Source organism: Asaia sp. W19, assembly GCF_003994335.1.
Taxonomy (GTDB): domain Bacteria; phylum Pseudomonadota; class Alphaproteobacteria; order Acetobacterales; family Acetobacteraceae; genus Asaia.
Genome location: NZ_PNQZ01000122.1, coordinates 1 through 1,051 on the forward strand (window position 1 = coordinate 1; position 1,051 = coordinate 1,051).

Annotated in this window: 1 protein-coding gene; it reads right to left on the bottom strand. The window is 59.1% G+C overall.

The window, feature by feature from the left end; all coding sequences use genetic code 11:
• The coding region (locus C0V97_RS17150; protein ID WP_148114962.1) for an LPS-assembly protein LptD at positions 1–1,051 on the bottom strand (1,051 nt) is incomplete at both ends.

Below are 1,051 nucleotides of genomic sequence, written 5' to 3' on the forward strand. Positions count from 1 at the left end.
CGCGCTGATCGCGCGTGCCCTGGGGGCGATAGACGTTGAAGTCGTTCGTATTCAGCGAGAATGTGCCGCCCAACGGGTCCGTCTCGGCCTGGAAGGCATAGGTGAAGCGCGGCAGGACGAAAGGCAGGTTCGAGTTGCGGATGACGCCCTGGTTCAGCCCCTGATAGAACTGACCGTCGAGACGCGCATAGGAGCCAACGCCGAAGCCGTCGATATAGGCGGTGGAGCTCAGCGTTTCATTGCCGTAACCGGTGATGCGATAGTCGCGCATGTAGTTGGCTGATGAGGCGAGATTCAGGTTTGCCCCTGCGCGCCAGTGCCGGTCGATATCGAATATTGCCGATCCGCGCACATAGCCCTGTATGCCGTTATCATTGGTACCACTGACAGTATTGCCGAACGTGTTGACGTAGCTGCCTTCCTTATGGGTGCTGTAGGCGATGCCGCCCGTCAGGTTCACCTTGCCGAAATTGAGCTGGTTTCGATACTGCCCACTGATCTGGGGCCCGGTGCGGGTCGAGACGAGACCCTGCACGGTCAGATCCTGCTGGTCGTCGATTGCCCAGAAATAGGGAATGGTGAAATAGGTGCCGAGATAGCGGTCATGCGGGTTGATGCCCGGCATGAGGAAGCCGCTCTGACGTTTCACACTCGGATCGGTCATCGAGAAGATCGGCAGATACATGATGGGTAGGCCGAACATGTCGAGATAGGCATGGCTGAACTCGATGCGCTGATGCTCGGCGTCCTGCGTCGCGTTATAGGCGCGCAACTGCCAGAACGGCGCGCGCGTCGGGTCCTTCGCGCAGATTTCGCAGGCCGTGTAGACGGCCTTGGCCATGTCGTTGATCTTGCCGTTGGTGCGCCTCATGCCATTCGCAGCAAGCTTGGCATTGTCTTCCATGCGCAGGAAAATGGCCCGCGCGATGCCGTCATGCATGCCGTTGCTGAGCTCGACATACTCAGCAAAACTCGTACTGCCATCGGGCTCGACCATGGCCACATGGCCCGTCGCGGTCATGACCCCGGTATTGCGGTCATAGACGATCTT